Origin of the sequence: Microbacterium terrae (assembly GCF_017831975.1) — a bacterium.
GTDB classification, from domain to species: domain Bacteria; phylum Actinomycetota; class Actinomycetes; order Actinomycetales; family Microbacteriaceae; genus Microbacterium; species Microbacterium terrae.
Genome location: NZ_JAFDSS010000001.1, coordinates 3,022,943 through 3,036,864 on the forward strand (window position 1 = coordinate 3,022,943; position 13,922 = coordinate 3,036,864).

Here is a 13,922-nt window from a genome sequence, read left to right on the forward strand (position 1 = left end):
CGATGGGCGCCGTGACCCTGCTCGTCGGCGACCTCGACGCGATGACGCGGTACTACCGCGACGTCGTGACGCTGCAGGTGATCGCCGCCGACGGCGACACCGTCACCCTGGGCCGCGCCGGGCGACCGATCGTGGTGCTGCGCCACGAACCCGCCCTGAAGCACGCCACCCCCGGGTCGGCCGGTCTCTTCCACACCGCGATCCTCTTCGAGAGTCAGCGCGCGCTCGCGGCCGCGCTGTACAGCGTCGCGCAGCACGCCCCCGGCACCTTCACCGGCTCGGCCGATCACCTGGTCAGCCAGGCGTTCTACTTCACCGATCCTGAGGGCAACGGCATCGAGCTGTACTGGGACCGCGCCCGCACCGCGTGGTCGTGGACGCACGGGCAGATCGAGATGGCCACGCTCTACCTCGACCCCAACCAGTTCCTCCGCGAGCACCTGACCGAGGACGCCGCGCTCGGCTCGACCGCCGCGGACGCGGCATCCGTCGGCCACGTGCATCTGTCGGTCGGCGACGTCGCGAGCGCCCGCGCGTTCTACGTCGGCGCCCTCGGCTTCGACGAGACCGCCGGCCTCGGCAACCAGGCCGTGTTCGTCAGCGCCGGCGGCTACCACCACCACATGGCGATGAACGTGTGGAACTCGCGCGGCGCCGGGCCACGGATGCCTGCACTGGGGCTCGGCCGCGTCGACCTCGACCTGCCCGACGCCGACGCGCTCGGCGCCCTCGCCGAGCGGCTGCGCCACCACGGCGTCACGGTGCGCGACGACGGACGCACGCTGGCGTTCGACGACCCGTGGGCGAACCTGCTGCAGGCCACGGTGGCCGGGCGCGGCTGAGCCGCGGCGCGCGTTTCGTCTCGTCGCTGCGCTCCTCGCTCAACGACCGGTAAGGGCTCGCGGTCGTTGAGCGAGCGCAGCGAGACGAAACGCCCGACTCAGGCCACCGGAGGCGCGCACGGTCGTTGAGCGAGCGCAGCGAGACGAAACGCCCCACTCAGACCGCCGGAAGGGCTCGCGCGCGTTTCGTCTCGTCGCTGCGCTCCTCGCTCAACGACCGGAAGGGCTCGCGGTCGTTGAGCGAGCGCAGCGAGACGAAACGCCCGGACCGTCAGACGGAGTCGCGGACGACCAGCTCGGTCTCGAGGATCGTGACGTGACGCGGATGCCGCCCGGCGAGGATGTCGAGCAGCGTCGTGGCCATCCTCTCCCCCTGCGCGAACGAGGGCTGGCGCATCGTCGTCAGGTGCGGGACGACGGAGGTCGCCACCGGGGAGTCGTCGAAGCCGATGATCGCGAGGTCTTCGGGCACCCGGATGCCGGCTCGTCCGAGCACCGCGAGGGCGCCGCGCGCCATGAGATCGCTCGCGACGAACAGGGCGTCGGGTCGGTGACCCGCGTCGAGGATGCGCTGCATCGCGGCGGCGCCGCCGTCGGAGGTGAAGTTGCCGTCCTCGACCGCGACCGGCTCGAGGTCCCACGCGCGCAGCGCGTCGTGGAAGCCCTGCAGCCGGTCGACGCCCGCAGGCATGTCGAGGGGGCCGGTGATCGTGGCGATGCGGCGCCGACTGCTCTCGACCAGGTACGTCGTGGCGTCATAGGCGCCGCGCACGTTGTCGACGTCGACGTAGTAGTCGCGCTCGCGCTCCCGCACGGGGCGCCCGCCGTAGACGACCGGCACCACCGTCGCGATGCGGTCGATGAACGTGTCGCTCGTGTGGTGCGAGACCACGATCGCCCCGTCGACGGCGCCGGAGCGCACGTACGAGGTGGTCTTGTCGCCCGGGTCGTCGCTCGCGATGAAGAGGTTCAGCACGTAGTCCGACCGGCTCAGGCGCGCATTGATCCCCGACACGATCGCGGCGAAGAACGGGTCGCCGAAGAACCGCGTGGTGTCTTCGGGGACGATCAGCGCGATGGCGTGGGTCTGCCGGCTCGCGAGCGAGCGCGCGGCACGGTTGGGCACGTAGTTGAGCTCCGTGATCGCGCGCTGCACCGACTCGAGCGCCTCCGGGCTGACCGCCGTGGAGCCGTTCACGACGCGCGACACGGTCGAGCGTGAGACGCCCGCCGCTGCGGCCACCTCTTCGATCGTCACCGTCCCGCGGATCGCATCCGTCACCATCGGCGTCACACCCTCCTGTTCGCCCGCGGCTCGACGCTACACCGCGACCGACGCCGGGACGGCGTCGAGCGCGCGTGCGGCGATGATGCGGCTGTACTCCAGGCCGGAGTCCTTGACCGCCCGCTCCTGGGTGTCGTAGTCGACGCGCACGATGCCGAAGCGCTTCTCGTAGCCCCAGGCCCACTCGAAGTTGTCGAGGAACGACCAGTAGAAGTAGCCGCGCACGTCGACACCGGCATCCTGAGCGTCGAGGATGGCACCCAGGTGCCCGCGCACGAAGTCGACGCGCTCGTCGTCGTGGACGCGGGTCTCGCCGTCCTCGGCCACCGGCTCGTCGTCGTACGCCGCACCGTTCTCGGTGACGTACAGCACGGTGCCGGCGGGCTCGGCGTACTCGCTCCACACGCGCGACAGCAGCGCGGTGAGACCGGCGGGCTGCACCTCCCAGTGCATCGACGTGCGCTCGAGGCCGCGCTCGTAGTTGTGGATGCCCTCGTGCGACGGGAACGGCGAGTTGCTCGGCCGGTCGGTGGGAGCGTCGCCGCCCCGCGGCGGGTTCGCCGACGGCGTGCCGCCGACGAGGTCGCCGTGGTAGTAGTTCACACCGAGCGAGTCGAGGGGCGCCGAGATGACCTCGAGGTCGCCCGGCTGCACCGCCTTCTCGAAGGACTCGACCGCCGCGGCATCCACCGCACGGAAGTCCTCGACGATGTCGGCCGGGTACGCGCCACGGAACACGGGGTCGAGGAACCAGCGGTTGTGCTGCCCGTCGAGCCGGCGCGCGGCGTCGAGGTCGGCGGGGCTGTTCGGATCGGCCGGCTCGGCGACGGTGAAGTTCAGCGTGATGCCGAGGTTCAGCGACTCGTCGCGTGCGCGGAGCTCCCGCACGGTCTGACCGTGACCGAGGAGCAGGTGGTGGGATGCGAGCATCCCCTCCTCGACGCTGTAGTGGCCGGGCGCGTGGATGCCCGCGGTGTAGCTGAGGAAGGACGAGCACCACGGCTCGTTGAGCGTCGTCCACACGTTCACGCGGTCGCCGAGGGCGTCGTGCATCGTGAGTGCGTACTCGGTGAACAGCTCCGCGGTGTCGCGGTTCGCCCAGCCGCCCTTCTCCTGGAGCGCCTGCGGCAGGTCCCAGTGGTAGAGCGTGAGCCACGGCAGGATGTCGGCGCCGAGCAGCTCGTCGACCAGACGCTTGTAGAAGTCGACGCCCTGCGCGTTGACCGCTCCGCCGTCGGGACGCACCCGCGACCACGACGTCGAGAAGCGGTAGGTCTGCAGACCCATCCGCTTCATGAGCGCGACGTCGTCGGCGTAGCGGTGGTAGTGGTCGCACGCGACATCGCCGTTGTCGGCGTTGATCACGGCGCCCGGCACGCGCGAGAACGCGTCCCAGATGGAGTCGCGGCGCCCGTCCTCATGGGCGGCACCCTCGATCTGGTAGGCCGCGGTGGCGGCACCGAACAGGAAGTTCGACGGGAAGGGGCGAGTGGGAGTCGCGGTCATGCTGACGCCGTCCTCTCGTGTGTGTGGGGAAGTGTGGGGATGCGGGCGGGCTCAGCCCTTGACGGCGCCGGCCATGATGCCACTGACGAGCTGCTTGCCGGCGACGGCGAACAGGATCAGCAGCGGAACGGTTGCCAGGAGCACGCCCGAGAGCACGATCGAATAGTCGACGAAGTAGTTTGACTGCAGCATCGACAGTGCCACGGTCAGCGTGGGATCGCGACGGTCGAGCACGATGAACGGCCAGAAGAAGTTGTTCCAGGCACCGACGAACGTGAACAGGAACAGCATCGACGCGGCCGGGCGTGCGGCGGGGACGCCGATCGTCCAGAACGTGCGCATCATCGTGGCTCCATCCACGCGTGCTGCCTCGATGAGCTCATCGGGCACGGTCTGCTGCAGGTACTGCGTCATCCAGAACACGCCGAACGCGCTCGTGATCGCGGGGATGATGATCGCCCCGATCTGGCCCGTCCAGCCGAGGTCGGCGAACAGGATGTACAGCGGCACGACGCCGAGCTGCGTCGGGATCGCCATCGTGGCGACGACGAACACGAGCAGGCCCTTGCTGCCCGCGAAGCGGAGCTTCGCGAACGCCCAGCCGGCGAGCGTGGAGGTGAGCACGACGGCTGCGGCGATCAGGGTGGAGCTGTACAGCGAGTTCCACAGCGCCTTCCAGAAGCCGACGGCGGGGTCGTTGACCACCTCGAGGGCGTTGGCGATGAAGTTGCCGCCCGGGATCCACGACATGTTCGGGTCGTTGATCGTGGTCGAGTCGCCCGAGCCGATGAGGAAGGACCAGTAGTAGGGGAAGATCGCAGAGACGATCACCACGCCGAGGCCGGCGTAGACCCAGAATCCGGCGCGGTAGCCGCGGATCTTGGTGGTGCGGTCGCGGTCGTGGCGTCCGCGACGCCCGGGCGCCTCGTGCTCGACGAGCGAGAGGGGGGGTGCGGCGGTCATCGGCCCGCTCCCTTCTTGAACAGGCCGCGCTTGAGCGGCGAGACGCCTCGGCCGCCTTCGTCGCGGACGAGCCGGCGGGTGATCGCGAGGTTGATGAGGCCGATCACGAGGATGATGAGGAACAGGATCCACGCGAGCGCGGCGGCCCGGCCGAAGTTCCACTCGCGCCAGCCGATGTTGTAGAGGAACAGCGAGATCGTCAGCCACTGCTGGGCCGACCCGCCTTCGCCGGTGTTGTCGAACTGGCTCGGCTCGTCGAAGATCTGCAGGCCGCCGATCGTCGACGTGATGATCACGAAGATGAGGGTGGGCCGCAGCGACGGCAGCGTGATCGACCAGAACTGGCGGAATCCGCCGGCGCCGTCGACGGTCGCCGCCTCGTAGTATTCGCGCGGCACAGCCTGCATGGCGGCGAGGAGGATCAGTGCGTTGTAGCCGACCCAGCGGAAGTTGACCATCGTGGCGATGGCGACATGGCTCGCGAAGACTTCCTTGTGCCACTGGACGGCCGGGAGACCCAGGTCGGTGAGGATGTTGTTCACCAGGCCGTGGTTGTCGCCGAACATGTTGCTGAAGATGAGGGCGACAGCGACCGGGGCCATCACGTACGGGAGCAGCACGCTCGTACGCCAGAACGTCTTGGCGCGGATGTTCTTGTCGAGCATCGCGGCGATGAAGATCGCGAGGATCAGCTGCGGCACGCTCGAGAGCAGGAAGATGCTGAAGGTGTTGCGCAGCGCCGCCCAGAAGTGGGGGTTCTGCAGGAGCCAGACGTACTGGCCGATGCCGATGAACTCGCCCTCGTTGCGCACGAGATCCCAGTCCATGAACGAGATGACGGCGGTGTACGCGATCGGGAAGAGGCCCACGACGGCGAACATGATGAAGAACGGCGAGATGTAGAGGAACGGCGAGAACTTGAGGTCCCAGCGGCTCAGCTTCTGGCTGAACGAGAGTACGCGCACGCGCCGCGCTTCGGGCTCAGATCCGGCCGGCGGCGCTACGGGACGCGCTTCGGTGGTGGTCACGAGTGGCTCCGGTTCGAATGGGGTGGATGCCGGGTGGGTGCGGGAGCGGACTCCCGCACCCACCCGGTCAGCTGGTCAGGTCAGCGGCTCAGAAGGCCTCGACCTCGGCGACCCACGTGTCCCACGAGGTCTGCTCGTCCTCGACACCGTCGAAGACGCGGTTGACCGCGTTCTGGAGCGCGTCGTGGTACTTGAAGTAGCTCGCGTCCTTGTAGGGCGCGACCGTGACGGCCTCGGCGCGGGTCGAGAGGATCTCACCGGTCGGGGCGTCGTTGAAGTACTCGTTCGTCGCCGATGCGAGCTCGTCGCTCTCGAGCGCCTCGACCTGGCTCGGGAAGGTGCCCGCGGCAGCGAACGCCTGCATCTGCTGCTCGGGAGCCGTCAGCCAGTCGGCGAGCGCGAGCGCCGCGTCGACGTTGGCGCCGTCGGCCGGAACGGTCAGGTACGAGCCGCCCCAGTTGCCGCCGCCGTTGGGGAAGACATCCGCGATGTCCCACCCGGTCACGTCTGCAGCGTTGCCCGAGATGACACCCAGCATCCAGCCGGGGCAGAGCATGGTGGCGAACTCACCGTTGGCCATCGAGGCGAACCAGTCGTCCGACCACTGGCCCGAGTAGGCCGAGTTCGGGATGGCGCGCTCGGTGACGAGCTTGTACGCGTTCTCGATCTCGGGGTTGCTGGTCGCGATGACCGTGCCGTCCGACTCGGTGTACGTGTACTCGATCTGGTTGACGATGCCCTGGAGCACCGAGTTCGCCGAGTCGATCATCGGCTTGCCGGTGGCTTCCTTGTACTGGTCGGCCACGTCGAGGAAGTTCTCCCAGTCGCCGTTGAACAGGTCGGCGACGCCCTCGCGGTCGCTGGGCAGGCCGGCGGCCTCGAACAGGTCGGCGCGGTAGCAGATTCCCTGCGGGCCGATGTCGGTGCCGAAGCCGACCAGACGGCCGTCGGCGTCGGTCGCAGCGGCCTCCTTCCAGTCGAGCCAGCGGCCCTTCACCGAGTCGGGAGCCTCGGCGAGCATGTCGGAGTACTGCATCGCCTCGGCGAACCAGTCGATCTCGACCGCTTCGATGTCGGCGAGGCCGCCCTTGCCGAGCTTGGCGAAGTAGTTCGAGCGGGCGTCGCCCGACTCGGCTGCACGGGTGTGCTCCACGGTGACGTTCGGGTGCTCGTCCATGTACTGCTGGAGGAGCTCGTCGGTGTAGCCGAAGTCGTTGAACGTGGCGATGGTGAGCGTGACCGGCTCATCGCTGTCGCCGGCCGGCTCCTCGCCGCCACCACCGGCACAGCCGGCGAGGACGATTGCGGTTGCCGAGAAGGCGGCGACTGCCACTGCGCTTCTGCGGAAGGCACGAGTGTTCACTGTCACTCCTTTGTGTTTTCAGATCGGATGCTGGTGTGTTGCAGATGGGCTCTCGCGACTTCGCGTCTGAGCCCCGGTGCCGTGGGAGCGTTCCCACCGGACGATGGGTAACGCTATGGGATCGCTCCCACGAATGTCAAGGGAGCGCTCCCATGGTTTCGTCACGGTTGTGTCACGACGTCGACGGACGTGCCCATGGGCGTCCACCCGACCCGGAATCGCGGGACGGATGCGGGGACCGTAGACTGGAGCCGACCCCTGCCCCGCGACATCCGGCGTTTCGACTCCTCGCTGCGCTCGTCGCTCAACGACCGACCGCAGCGGCCGCACGCGGCCGCCAGGAGGACTCATGCCCACCATCGTCGTCGACGTCATGCCCAAGGCCGAGCTGCTCGACCCCCAGGGGAAGGCCGTCTCCGGCGCCCTCGCGCGTCTGGGTGTCGAAGACTTCTCCTCCGTCCGCATCGGCAAGCGATTCGAGCTCACCGTCGAGGGTGAGGTGACCGACGAGGTGCTCGCCGAGGCGAAGCGCATCGCCGACGAGATCCTCTCGAACTCGGTGATCGAAGACGTGGTGGGCGTCGAGGTGGTCGCGTGACCACCCGCGTCGGGGTCATCACCTTCCCCGGCTCGCTCGACGACCGCGACGCACAGCGCGCGATCGAGATCGCCGGCGGCGAGCCCGTCGCCCTCTGGCACGGCTCGCACGACCTCGACGGCGTCGACGCCCTCGTGCTCCCCGGCGGCTTCAGCTACGGCGACTACCTGCGCGCCGGTGCCATCGCGGCGCTCGCGCCGATCATGGCCGAGGTGAAGGATGCCGCGGCCCAGGGGATGCCCATCCTCGGCATCTGCAACGGCTTCCAGATGCTCGTCGAGGCGCACCTGCTGCCCGGCGGCCTCATCCGCAACGCCCACCAGCAGTTCATCCGCCGCGACCAGAAGCTGCGCGTCGAGAACGCCGACACGGCCTGGACGAGCGGCTTCGATCTCGGGCAGGAGATCGTGATCCCGCTCAAGAACGCCGACGGCGGCTACATCGCCTCCGATGACGAGCTCGACCGCCTCGAAGGCGAGGGCCTCGTCGCGTTCCGCTACCTCGGCGTGAACCCGAACGGGTCGCTCCGCGACATCGCGGGCATCACCAACGAGCGCGGCAACGTGGTGGGGCTCATGCCGCACCCCGAGCATGCCGTCGAGCCGGGCTTCGGCCCGAACACCGCCGAAGCCATGCGCTCGGGCGTCGACGGCCTGCCGTTCTTCACCTCGGCGATCGCCGCGGTGGTCGCCGCCGCGGCCTGAGCCGCCTCGCTGACCCCGCTCGGCCGCCGGGGAGTCCGAGCACCTCACGGCTGGGGAGCGACCGACTCCTCAGCATCCGAGCGGTAGACATCGATCCGCCCGTCGTTCAGGACGAACATCACCCCGGTGCCCTCGGGGAACGCGGCGCGGAACTCCTCGGGCATGGCCTCGGTCACCGTGAACTGGGCGATCGCGGGGAACGCCGCGGCGGTGCATCCGGAGTACGTGGGCGACGTCGACGACCAGGAGTATCCGTCGGACGGGATCGTGTCGGGCACGTCAGCCGACGCGACCACCATGAAGCATGTGTCCCCGGTCGACGGGAAGCCCTCGGCTGCGGTGAACAGCGTCAGCCCGTGGAAGTCGTATACCAGCGAATCGACGGCCACGCCCATGAAGCCCTCGGGAACGACGAGACTCGGGTCAGGCTCGAGCGTGGCGATCTTCGGCGCGGCCACCGTGAATTCCGCACCCTCCGTCCGAGTGAGCGCGACGGTGGCGGCGGTCACGGCGACGGTGACGCCGACGGCGAGGACCAGGACGAGCAACGGGATCAGCCACGACCGGAGCGTGCGCGGTGCCTGAGCGGGCGACGCCGGCCGGGCGGTCTCACCGGACGGCGCGGACGACTGCCGGGGACCACTCGGCGCGGTCTGCTCAGCCGCGTCCTGCGCGGGGGCGGCATCGGATGCGGTCGCGTCGCCGCGCGCCTGCGGGGTGTCGGCGTTCTCGACGCGCTGGCCACGCGCCTTGCCCTCGAGGTCCCGGAGCCGGCGGAGCGCTTCGGGATCACCCTCGATGTCGGCTGCGGGGCCGTATGCGCGTGCACGCAGAGCATGCAGCTCGTCGCGGCTCAGAGTGTCCATCCCGGGCATCGTCTCACATGCGCGCGTTCCGACTCGCTCCGTTCACGGGGGTGCCGGGGCATGCCGGGCGTTGAGCGAGGGAGCCCCGCGACCAGACGCAACGCCCCGATCAGACCGTGCCGGCCGGGGGCCAGACGCCGATGATGATGCCCATCACGACGAACGTCACGAGCTCGTGCGCGATGTTCAGCACCGTGAGCGACGACGGCCGCCCCTCGAACGCGTCATGGGTGATGAACCGCGCCGCCGTGAACCCCGCCCACAGGATGATCGCCGTGCCGAGCGCGGCCCACAGGTACGAACCCTCGTAGAAGTGCCACGCGATCGATGACGCGCCGGCCAGCACCCAGGCAGACACGAAGCTCACGATGACCGTCACGATGATCGGCATCCAGGCCTGCAGCCCCGTCTTCTCGGCGTTCAGGTCGACGTTCGCGAGCTTCGCCCAGCGCGTGCCGAACACCTTCGGCGTGTACCAGATCGAGCCGACGACCATCGTCGACAAGGTGGCGATGATGACCGCCCAGTAGTTGATCTCGGGCACCTGCATGGCAGCCTCCTCGGGTCGGGCCTGTCTCCTGGCGCGAGGCTACTCCCCGGCGCCGGGGCGGGCGCGGTGACGCGCGGTGACGGATGCCCGACCCGACGCCTCGCGGCATCGCGTAGCGTGGTCGGGTGACAGCATCCGATCTCGTCGTCAGTGTTCCGACCGATCAGCTCGCCGCCGATCTGCAGCCGCTCCCCGCCGGAGTCGAGCTCGTGGTGTGGCCGATGGACGCCCCCGCACCGCGCGACCGATTCGACATGGTCGTTCCGCCGTACATGTCGATGGCGAAGGTGCTGGCCCGTCTCGAAGGCGTCGAGGTCGGCCTCGTGCAGGGCCAGTCGATCGGCTACGACGGGGTCGCCGGCCTGCTGCCGGATGGCCTCCGCTTCGCCAACGCGGCGAGCGTGCACGAGACCTCGACCGCCGAGCTCGCCGTCGGGCTCACGATCGCCGCGCAGCGTCGGATCGACGCGTTCGCCGTCGACACCGCCGCCGGCCGCTGGGCGCCGGTGTTCGCCGACAGCCTCGCCGACCGGCGGGTGCTCGTGCTCGGCTGGGGCGGCGTGGGCACCGCGGTCGCCGCGCGCCTCGCGGGGTTCGAGGTCGAGATCACCGCGGTGGCCTCACGTGCCCGCGTCGAGGACGGGGTCACCGTGCACGGCGTCGACGAGCTGCCGTCGCTCCTCCCCGATGCCGAGATCGTGATCGTCACCCTCCCGGGCGGCGACGCCACGCGCGGCCTCGTCGACGACACGTTCCTCGCCGCTCTTCCCGACGGCGCACTGGTGGTCAACGTCGGCCGCGGCCCGGTGATCGACACCGACGCGCTCGTCGAGCACGTGCGCCGCGGCCGCATCCGCGCCGCGCTCGATGTGACCGACCCCGAGCCGCTGCCGGCCGACCACCCGCTCTGGGGCCTCCCCGGCGTGCTGATCGCCCCGCACGTCGGCGGCGCGTCGAGCGCGATGCGACCCCGCGTCGCGCGACTCGTCAAGCGCCAGATCGAACGGATGCTGGCGGGCGAGCAGCCGCTGAACGTCGTCCTCGGCGGCTGAATCCAGCCCGCTCAGGCCCGCTGGTCGTGGTCGTCGCCGGACCAGAGGTCGGAGCATTCGACCTCGACCACGCCGTGGCGCCGCAGATACCCCCGCGCGCCGCGGTCGCCGGTGATCGTGGCGATCACCGCGTCGACGTGCTCGGCTCCGATGACCACGGGATGCCCCGGCCGGCCGCCGTACACGGCCTGCGCGAGTCCGCCGGCGACGCCGTCGCCGAGCGCCGAGACCACGCGGCGCACCGCCGAGGCCGGCAGCTCCGGAGTGTCGACCGGCACGATCACGACCGCCTCCGCGCCCCCGGGAGCGAGCGCGGCGGAGAGGCCGGCGCGCAGCGACGCCGCCATCCCGTCGGCCCAGTCCGCGACCACCACCACCTCCGCGACCGGCGGCACGAGCGCGGCGACCTCGTCGGCGCACGCCCCGACCGCGACGACAACCCGGTCGCAGCCGGCACGACGCAGAACGTCGACGGCGATCACTGTCCACGGCGCACCGCCGGCGTCGCGTGCGAGGCCTTTGGGGCCGCCGAATCGCGTGCCGGCGCCGGCGGCGAGCACCAGACCGACCAGCATCCCGACCCCCTCGCGCGGCCGGGCCGTGCTCGATCCGCGCCGTCACGACAGCGTATTCCCTTCGAAACACACCGGGGTTAGCGTCGGGACATGCTCGAACTGGCCCGCGACCTGCTTCCGCTGCTGCGGAGCGGAGTCGCGGTCGCCGCCGTCACTGTCACCCACGTGGCGCGCAGCGCGCCGCGCGGAGTCGGGGCGACGATGGCCGTCACCGGCGAGGGCCGCGTGCTCGGCTCGATCTCGGGCGGCTGCGTCGAGAGCGACGCGATCGCGCTCGCCCATCTCGCCATCGGCACCGGCGTCGCGCAGCACGGACGCTTCGGCTTCAGCGACGAGACGGCGCACGCCGCCGGCCTCGCGTGCGGCGGCACGGTCGAGGTACTCGCCTACCCGGTGCGCGGCGACGCCGTCACGATCACGGCGCTCGAGGCTGCGGCCGCGGCCCGTCCGCTGCCGGTGGCGGTGGTCGCGACCGGCCCGGAAGCCGGTCGCACGGTCAGCGCCGACGACGCGCGTGCTCGCCTGACGGATGCCGCGGCCTGGCCGTTCGACGAGGCGGTGCGCCACCACGAATCGAAGATGCTCCACAGCGCATACATCGCCGAGACTCCACCTGCCGAAGCGACGGACGTCGCCGATCTGCTGTTGCTCGGCGCGCCGGGCGCGCCACGGCTGATCATCCTCGGCGCCGGTGAGCACGCCGCCGCGCTCTGCCGCGTCGGGGCGGCGGCAGGGTTCTCGGTGACCGTATGCGACCCCTGGCATACGCTCGTCACGGCCGATCGGTTCCCCGATGCCGAGACCCTCGAGACCGCGATCCCCGCCGACCACCTCGCCTCCCTCGACCACGCTCTGCTCGATGCGCGCACCGCCGTGTGCGTGCTGACCCACGACGAGCGCCTCGACGTGCCCGCCCTCGCCGCGGCGCTGCGCCTGCCCGTCGGCTTCGTCGGCGCGATGGGCGCCCGCAGCACGGTGGCGCACCGTCTCGAGCTGCTGCGGCAGGCGGGCGTCGCCGAGGTCGACCTCGCGCGCATCCACTCCCCCCTCGGCCTCGATCTCGGCGGCTCGTCCCCCGACGAGACTGCCGTGTCGGTGCTGGCCGAGATCATCGCCTCGCGCCACGGCGGCAGCGGTCGACCCCTCGGCGAGCTCGCCGGGCCCATCCACTCCTCGCGCGCCGACGCCTGCACGGCATCCCCCACCACGACAGGAACCGCATGACCCGCACCACCATCATCGAGGGCGCCCATGTGGCCACCGTCGATGCCGCCGGCACCGAGCACCGCGACGGTCACATCGTCATCGACGACGGTCGCATCACCGCCGTCGGCGCCGGTCCCGCCCCCGCCGCCCTGCGTGCGGATGCCGAAATCGTCGACGGAACCGGATGCCTCGTGACGCCCGGTCTCGTCAACACCCATCACCACCTGTACCAGTGGCTCACGCGCGGCTACGCGCAGGACTCGATCCTGTTCGACTGGCTCACGAGCCTCTACCCGCTGTGGTCGCGCATCGATGCCGGCCTCACCGGCGCGGGCGCCGCCGGCGCGATGGCGGTGCTCGCCCGCTCGGGGTGCACCACCGTCGGCGACCACCACTACATCTTCCCGCAGGGCTCGGGCGACATCGTGGGCGCCCTCGTCGAGTCGGCGACCACGGTCGGCGTGCGCCTGCACGCCACGCGCGGTTCGATGGACCTCGGCGCCTCGCAGGGCGGGCTGCCGCCCGACTTCGCGGTCGAGACGACGGATGCCGCCCTGAAGGCGTCGCAGGAGGCGGTCGAGCGGTACCACGACGCATCCTTCGACTCGATGGTGCGCATCGCTATCGCGCCCTGCTCGCCGTTCTCGGTGACCGCCGACCTGCTCCGCGAAGCTGCCGTGCTCGCCCGCAGCCTCGACGTGCGCCTGCACACCCACGCGTCGGAGACGGTCGAAGAGGATGCGTACTGCGCCGAGCACTTCGGAATGACGCCGACGGAGTACCTGGAGTCGCTCGGGTGGCTCGGCGACGACGTGTGGATGGCGCACGCCGTGCACCTCGACGACCCCGCGATCCGCCGCTACGCCGAGACCGGCACCGGCGTCGCGCACTGCCCGTCGTCGAACGGCCGGCTCGCCGCCGGCATCGCCCCGGTGCGCGCAATGCTCGACGCCGGGGTGCCGGTCGGGCTCGGCGTCGACGGCGCCGCATCGAACGAGTCGGGGCAGCTGGGCATCGAGATCCGCGAGTCCGTGCTGATGAACCGACTCCGCACCGGCGCGGACTCGATGAGCGTGCGCGACGGTCTGCGGGTCGCGACCATGGGCGGCGCTCGTGTGCTCGGTCGACAGGACGAGATCGGCTCGATCGAGCCCGGCAAGCTCGCCGACATCGCGGTGTGGCAGGTCGACCGGGTCGAGCACGCCGGCATCCTCGACCCGGTCGCCGCCCTCGGCCTCGGCGCCCTGCCTCCGCTCAAGCGCCTGTACGTCGGCGGCCGCGCGATCGTGGAGGACGCCACGCTCGTCAGCGCGGACGAGAACGCCATCGCGCGCGGCGTCGCAGCCGCCTCGCTCGAGCTCGCCGAGAGGCTCTGACCGCAGGC

Annotated in this window: 14 protein-coding genes; 6 read left to right on the plus strand and 8 right to left on the minus strand. The window is 70.6% G+C overall.

Going from position 1 to position 13,922, the window contains the following annotated elements; all coding sequences use genetic code 11:
• Nucleotides 1–2 precede the first annotated feature (2 nt).
• Nucleotides 3–842, plus strand: coding sequence for a VOC family protein (locus JOD63_RS13825; protein ID WP_211088197.1), 840 nt, complete (start codon nt 3–5; stop codon nt 840–842).
• A 271-nt stretch (nt 843–1,113) separates the two neighbouring features.
• On the opposite strand, the gene JOD63_RS13830 is transcribed toward JOD63_RS13825, so the two are convergent.
• The 5 genes from JOD63_RS13830 to JOD63_RS13850 all read right to left on the minus strand — a co-directional run bounded on the left by JOD63_RS13830 (nt 1,114) and on the right by JOD63_RS13850 (nt 6,987).
• Nucleotides 1,114–2,127, minus strand: a complete 1,014-nt coding sequence (locus JOD63_RS13830; protein WP_045274552.1) for a LacI family DNA-binding transcriptional regulator — start codon at nt 2,125–2,127, stop codon at nt 1,114–1,116.
• Nucleotides 2,128–2,163: 36 nt separating this feature from the next.
• Nucleotides 2,164–3,633, minus strand: a complete 1,470-nt coding sequence (locus JOD63_RS13835) for a GH1 family beta-glucosidase (protein ID WP_045274553.1) — start codon at nt 3,631–3,633, stop codon at nt 2,164–2,166.
• Between the two features lie 51 nt (nt 3,634–3,684).
• Complete coding sequence (locus tag JOD63_RS13840; RefSeq protein WP_045274554.1) at nt 3,685–4,596, minus strand: carbohydrate ABC transporter permease; 912 nt, start codon at nt 4,594–4,596, stop codon at nt 3,685–3,687.
• A complete protein-coding gene (locus tag JOD63_RS13845; RefSeq protein ID WP_045274555.1) occupies nt 4,593–5,624 on the minus strand; it encodes a carbohydrate ABC transporter permease in 1,032 nt (343 codons plus the stop codon). The genes JOD63_RS13840 and JOD63_RS13845 overlap by 4 nt, the downstream gene beginning before the upstream one ends.
• A gap of 88 nt (nt 5,625–5,712) precedes the next feature.
• On the minus strand, nt 5,713–6,987 hold the full coding sequence (locus JOD63_RS13850; protein ID WP_045274556.1) for an ABC transporter substrate-binding protein: 1,275 nt from the start codon (nt 6,985–6,987) through the stop codon (nt 5,713–5,715).
• Nucleotides 6,988–7,336: 349 nt separating this feature from the next.
• Between JOD63_RS13850 and purS the strand changes: the two genes are divergently transcribed.
• Together purS and purQ are read left to right on the plus strand one after the other, a co-directional pair.
• Nucleotides 7,337–7,585, plus strand: coding sequence for a phosphoribosylformylglycinamidine synthase subunit PurS (purS, locus tag JOD63_RS13855; protein ID WP_045274557.1), 249 nt, complete (start codon nt 7,337–7,339; stop codon nt 7,583–7,585).
• Nucleotides 7,582–8,289, plus strand: a complete 708-nt coding sequence (gene purQ, locus JOD63_RS13860; RefSeq protein WP_045274558.1) for a phosphoribosylformylglycinamidine synthase subunit PurQ — start codon at nt 7,582–7,584, stop codon at nt 8,287–8,289. Before purS ends, purQ begins: the two co-directional genes overlap by 4 nt.
• A 44-nt stretch (nt 8,290–8,333) precedes the next feature.
• Here the strand turns inward: purQ and JOD63_RS13865 are convergent, their stop codons facing one another.
• Together JOD63_RS13865 and JOD63_RS13870 are read right to left on the minus strand one after the other, a co-directional pair.
• The gene (locus JOD63_RS13865) at nt 8,334–9,155 is read right to left on the minus strand and encodes a hypothetical protein (protein ID WP_045274559.1); all 822 of its coding nucleotides are present in this window, start codon (nt 9,153–9,155) and stop codon (nt 8,334–8,336) included.
• Nucleotides 9,156–9,264: 109 nt separating this feature from the next.
• Nucleotides 9,265–9,705 (minus strand): DUF1761 domain-containing protein, encoded by a 441-nt coding sequence (locus tag JOD63_RS13870; RefSeq protein WP_045274560.1) that lies wholly within the window; start codon nt 9,703–9,705, stop codon nt 9,265–9,267.
• Nucleotides 9,706–9,830: 125 nt separating this feature from the next.
• Between JOD63_RS13870 and JOD63_RS13875 the strand changes: the two genes are divergently transcribed.
• A complete protein-coding gene (locus tag JOD63_RS13875) occupies nt 9,831–10,757 on the plus strand; it encodes a 2-hydroxyacid dehydrogenase (protein WP_045274561.1) in 927 nt (308 codons plus the stop codon).
• A gap of 11 nt (nt 10,758–10,768) precedes the next feature.
• On the opposite strand, the gene JOD63_RS13880 is transcribed toward JOD63_RS13875, so the two are convergent.
• The gene (locus JOD63_RS13880) at nt 10,769–11,332 is read right to left on the minus strand and encodes a nucleotidyltransferase family protein (protein ID WP_045274562.1); all 564 of its coding nucleotides are present in this window, start codon (nt 11,330–11,332) and stop codon (nt 10,769–10,771) included.
• Between the two features lie 90 nt (nt 11,333–11,422).
• Here JOD63_RS13880 and JOD63_RS13885 point away from each other — a divergent pair, with 90 nt between their 5' ends.
• Nucleotides 11,423–12,556 (plus strand): XdhC family protein, encoded by a 1,134-nt coding sequence (locus JOD63_RS13885; RefSeq protein WP_045274563.1) that lies wholly within the window; start codon nt 11,423–11,425, stop codon nt 12,554–12,556.
• Nucleotides 12,553–13,914 (plus strand): 8-oxoguanine deaminase, encoded by a 1,362-nt coding sequence (locus JOD63_RS13890; RefSeq protein ID WP_045274564.1) that lies wholly within the window; start codon nt 12,553–12,555, stop codon nt 13,912–13,914. The genes JOD63_RS13885 and JOD63_RS13890 overlap by 4 nt, the downstream gene beginning before the upstream one ends.
• Nucleotides 13,915–13,922: the final 8 nt, after the last annotated feature.

Coding starts and splice junctions, on each gene's coding strand:
- JOD63_RS13890 (WP_045274564.1), top strand. CDS start 12,553: ATGACCCGCACCACCATCATCGAGGGCGCCCATGTGGCCACCGTCGAT.
- JOD63_RS13880 (WP_045274562.1), bottom strand. CDS start 11,332: ATGCTGGTCGGTCTGGTGCTCGCCGCCGGCGCCGGCACGCGATTCGGC.
- JOD63_RS13840 (WP_045274554.1), bottom strand. CDS start 4,596: ATGACCGCCGCACCCCCCCTCTCGCTCGTCGAGCACGAGGCGCCCGGG.
- JOD63_RS13835 (WP_045274553.1), bottom strand. CDS start 3,633: ATGACCGCGACTCCCACTCGCCCCTTCCCGTCGAACTTCCTGTTCGGT.
- JOD63_RS13885 (WP_045274563.1), top strand. CDS start 11,423: ATGCTCGAACTGGCCCGCGACCTGCTTCCGCTGCTGCGGAGCGGAGTC.
- purS (WP_045274557.1), top strand. CDS start 7,337: ATGCCCACCATCGTCGTCGACGTCATGCCCAAGGCCGAGCTGCTCGAC.
- JOD63_RS13825 (WP_211088197.1), top strand. CDS start 3: ATGGGCGCCGTGACCCTGCTCGTCGGCGACCTCGACGCGATGACGCGG.
- JOD63_RS13870 (WP_045274560.1), bottom strand. CDS start 9,705: ATGCAGGTGCCCGAGATCAACTACTGGGCGGTCATCATCGCCACCTTG.
- JOD63_RS13830 (WP_045274552.1), bottom strand. CDS start 2,127: ATGGTGACGGATGCGATCCGCGGGACGGTGACGATCGAAGAGGTGGCC.
- JOD63_RS13865 (WP_045274559.1), bottom strand. CDS start 9,155: ATGGACACTCTGAGCCGCGACGAGCTGCATGCTCTGCGTGCACGCGCA.